Genomic DNA, 3554 nt, shown 5'->3' with positions numbered 1-3554 from the left:
TGTTTTCATGAGCTTAATTATACCACTCAAGCCCAATAAAAAGACGGGATAAAGCAATAAATTCACGGTTTTTTACGTACTATTTCCCGGTCGATATCGCCTTGCCGGTGGGCGCCAATCAATACCCTCTAGTAGCATGGATAATTGGGCTTGTGATAAGTGAACAGCACCGGATGTTGCGCTCGGCCACACAAAACGTCCGTGCTCCAAACGTTTATAATACAGACATAATCCTTGACCATCCCACCATAGTAATTTAACCCGATCACCACGTTTGCCGCGAAACACAAAAACATGCCCATTAAAGGGATCTTTTTGTAATATATGCTGCGCAATCGCAGATAAACCATCAAAGCCTTTACGCATATCGGTGTGGCCGGCACATAACCAGATCCGTACATCATGGGATAAAGTGATCATACGATAACCGATAAGATCTGTTTGATCGTCTCAGCCGTGGGATGTGTGAGCTTGAGCACGTGCCCACTGGCTAGCTCAACGACCACCATACTTGAGTTTGGCGTCTGTTGTTTAGTATTGCGCATGACAGTATTGGAGCTGGACTGAGTCGTGATGGGTAAAAACTTGGTCTCTCCAGGGGTATCTTGTGTCGCCATCACAGGGTGGTTGCTTGCTACTTTTACCCATCTTGCGTTACCAAGTTTATATTCGCGACACCAGCGAAAAACTTGGTTGTTATTGATGTGGTGCTTTTGTGCAATTTGGGCAGTTGATAACTGATTGGCTAATGCCTCATTTACGACCTCTAATTTATATTGAGGCGAGAAGATCCGGCGACTAGTGTGATGAATAATATCTGACATCGGTCATATCCTGGCTGATAAAGTGGATAGGATGCCTTAAGGATAATTAAATAAAAGATGTAGTGGCCGTACGGTTACGCAAAACCTGAAAAGGATGGCCCAGCTATGTACCTAAAAGTCCATATTGGCAGGATTTACGGAGTGAGAATATAAAATCAGGAGCTAATCTGAACTGAATCGATAATCAAATCCGTCACTCAAGTGGCTTTGCGATGCTAGGCAAAGAGATTGCTCCCTGCCTGACGAGTTTTTCAACAGTATCTGCCGTTCTCAGACACTGACCTGTGAGAGCAATGGTACGATCAGATCACGCTCAAGGATCTAGAATGTCAGATTGAGTAGCAGCTAATACAATTTACGTTTAATGTGTGACAACATGAATTGTCTGTCTGAAAAGTTCACTTCACAGTAATTCACTAATCTGGAAGCCTTATTCAGATTTAATGCCGTTTGAAGACTCCGGCCTGTATTAAATTGAATTAACTTCGAAACTGTAAGATCAGGTCGAGCTCTACCTTTTCCCTCTTTTTGAAAAACAGCGACCAAATCTAATCCGAAGGTTCTGTAGAAGGCAATTCGGCTGCACGCAAATTACTAAGCATTTTCAGCAAGAATGTTCGCAGAATATCGGTCTCGTCACTAGACATGTCCCGAACAGCAATAGTGTTCACTTCTTCTGCAAGTGGTTCCAATACACCCCTTAGAGATCTCCCTCTATCGGTAAGATGGACTAGCATCCTAGGCTTGCCTTCGACTATCGGGCGCAACTCAACTAGGTCAGCAACCACCATTCGTTTTACCACGGAATTAGTGGTGGGACCGGATAACCCCACGCGTTCACTAAGATCTCTCTGTGAAACGCCATCCTCTTCCCAGAGCTCTCGAAGATACGCCCAGAAGCCGTGATTCACTCCGTAAGGTTGTATCCTTTCTTCGAGACAATTCTGGAAATCACGAGCCAACTGACGAACGATATGTGCAAGTCGCTCATCGACTAATCTTTCATAACTATTAGGAGAGCTGTAATCCATAGGTGCTAAACAACCAAAATGATATTTATCTTAAGCTAGGAGCCTGTTGAGTATACTTACCATCTTCTCCAGACTCCTCGTTCGCGACTAAACAAATCTCATTGATAAATCGATCGCTTTGACATTCTTAGTGACGTCGCCAACCGAAATATAATCAACGCCAGTCTCCGCGATTGCAGTAATTGTTTCGAGATTAACACCACCAGACGCTTCCAAGGGAACCTTTCCGGCGGCTAGATGCACGGCTTGAATCAAATTCGCTCGATCAAAGTTGTCTAACATGATGATATCAGCTTTAGCATCAAGCCCTTGTTGAACCTCAGCTAGAGTTTCAGCTTCTACCTCGATTTTGATAGCAGGATGAAGCCTACGAGCATTTTCTACTGCGGCAGAAATCGAGCCAGCAGCCATAATATGGTTCTCTTTGATCAGCACTTGGTCAAAGAGGCCGATTCGATGATTCTTTCCTCCTCCGCAAACCACAGCATATTTCTGAGCTGTACGGAGACCAGGAATAGTTTTTCGAGTATCGAGTAGTTTGCAGTTCGTGTGTTGAATTTTTTCGACGTATGTATTGGTTTGCGTAGCCGTTGCTGACAATAACTGAAGAAAGTTCAATGCAGTTCGCTCAGCTGTTACAAGAGATTTTGCCGGTCCTTCAACCTCACAGAGAAGGTCTTCAGCCTTAACTTTATTACCATCAGAAAAGAACCAACTGACTACAATAGTGTCATCTACCTGACGAAACACTTCCTCGAACCAGGCGCACCCACACAGTACAGCATCTTCTCGACTGATTATTCGTGCTTTTGCCGGCGCGTTCGTAGAAATCAAATCCGCAGATACGTCCCCGCTGCCAACATCTTCCAAAAGTGCAAGCTTAACGGTATCTGCCAAATCACTTGGTAAAGTCATCAAAAACCTCAATGCAATGTCATAAAACCCAAAGGGAAACTACGAGTGATCCACCTTCCGAAGCCCATCATCACTTATCGATGAAAAGCCCCTTCTAAAAATCATTCAAAAATCAATCTAGCTAATAATAAAACGGATTAACCCATCTGCCAGAAAAGCATTCTTTCGAATTGGGTAGGACCTCTAACGAAGTCTGATTCGGTGATTATTATAAACCAAACCCTTTACATGATAGCGATATATCTCTAAATTTTCAATAATAATTAGCCTTCTAATAAAGTAATCCTCCCTTTTTTAGCAGGTGCTAAAAGTAGAAGTTGAGTTAGGGAAACTACGATTAAGAAGTTGCGAAACACTCAACCTCTCTTTTTTCAAATAAAAAAACACTGGGTTCCTTCTGTTTTGATGCTTTTCACCACTAAACAAGCTTATCTAGCCTTGTTTAGTGGATTTTGAACGGATTAACCCCTTGCTGCCCGTATCATCTGGTCAACTCTAAACACATTAGCTAAGGCAAACAGCATCGCCAGTTTGTTGTCGTTTTTCGCCAGCCCTCGATAGATCACTTTCCTAAAACCAAACTGACGCTTTATGAACCGAAGTGGGTGTTCTACTTTTGCTCTGATACTGGCTTTGATGTATTCCGTTCGGATAGGTTGCTTGTTTATTCTTGGATGTTTCTTGAAAAGGCGCAGCTTGTTATAGAACAAAATTATAGCGTCGCAGAAGCGGCTGAAGCGATGGGGGTGGGCAAATCCACCATGGATAAATGGGTGAGACAACT

Annotated in this window: 4 protein-coding genes and 2 pseudogenes; all 6 read right to left on the bottom strand. The window is 43.2% G+C overall.

All coding sequences use genetic code 11. The features are described from left to right. Window positions 1-72 precede the first annotated feature (72 nt). Complete coding sequence (gene tnpB / locus J9B83_RS15615; protein WP_072842440.1) at window positions 73-420, bottom strand: IS66 family insertion sequence element accessory protein TnpB; 348 nt, start codon at window positions 418-420, stop codon at window positions 73-75. Further along, window positions 417-824, bottom strand: coding sequence for a transposase (locus J9B83_RS15610; protein WP_072842439.1), 408 nt, complete (start codon window positions 822-824; stop codon window positions 417-419). The genes tnpB and J9B83_RS15610 overlap by 4 nt, the downstream gene beginning before the upstream one ends. A 548-nt stretch (window positions 825-1372) precedes the next feature. Then, window positions 1373-1516 (bottom strand): hypothetical protein, encoded by a 144-nt coding sequence (locus tag J9B83_RS15855; RefSeq protein ID WP_236037358.1) that lies wholly within the window; start codon window positions 1514-1516, stop codon window positions 1373-1375. A 78-nt stretch (window positions 1517-1594) separates the two neighbouring features. Then, window positions 1595-1855, bottom strand: a pseudogene (locus J9B83_RS16125) (MarR family winged helix-turn-helix transcriptional regulator); the annotation flags it as partial. An 87-nt stretch (window positions 1856-1942) separates the two neighbouring features. Then, window positions 1943-2770, bottom strand: a complete 828-nt coding sequence (gene nadC / locus J9B83_RS15600) for a carboxylating nicotinate-nucleotide diphosphorylase (RefSeq protein ID WP_072842437.1) — start codon at window positions 2768-2770, stop codon at window positions 1943-1945. A 461-nt stretch (window positions 2771-3231) separates the two neighbouring features. Next, window positions 3232-3453: pseudogene (locus J9B83_RS15595) on the bottom strand (transposase); the annotation flags it as partial. Between the last annotated feature and the right edge of the window lie 101 nt (window positions 3454-3554).

Source organism: Marinomonas vulgaris (genome assembly GCF_018145875.1).
GTDB lineage: Bacteria > Pseudomonadota > Gammaproteobacteria > Pseudomonadales > Marinomonadaceae > Marinomonas > Marinomonas vulgaris.
The sequence above is the reverse complement of the archived record's forward strand: the minus strand, read 5'-3'. Positions and strand labels throughout refer to the sequence as shown.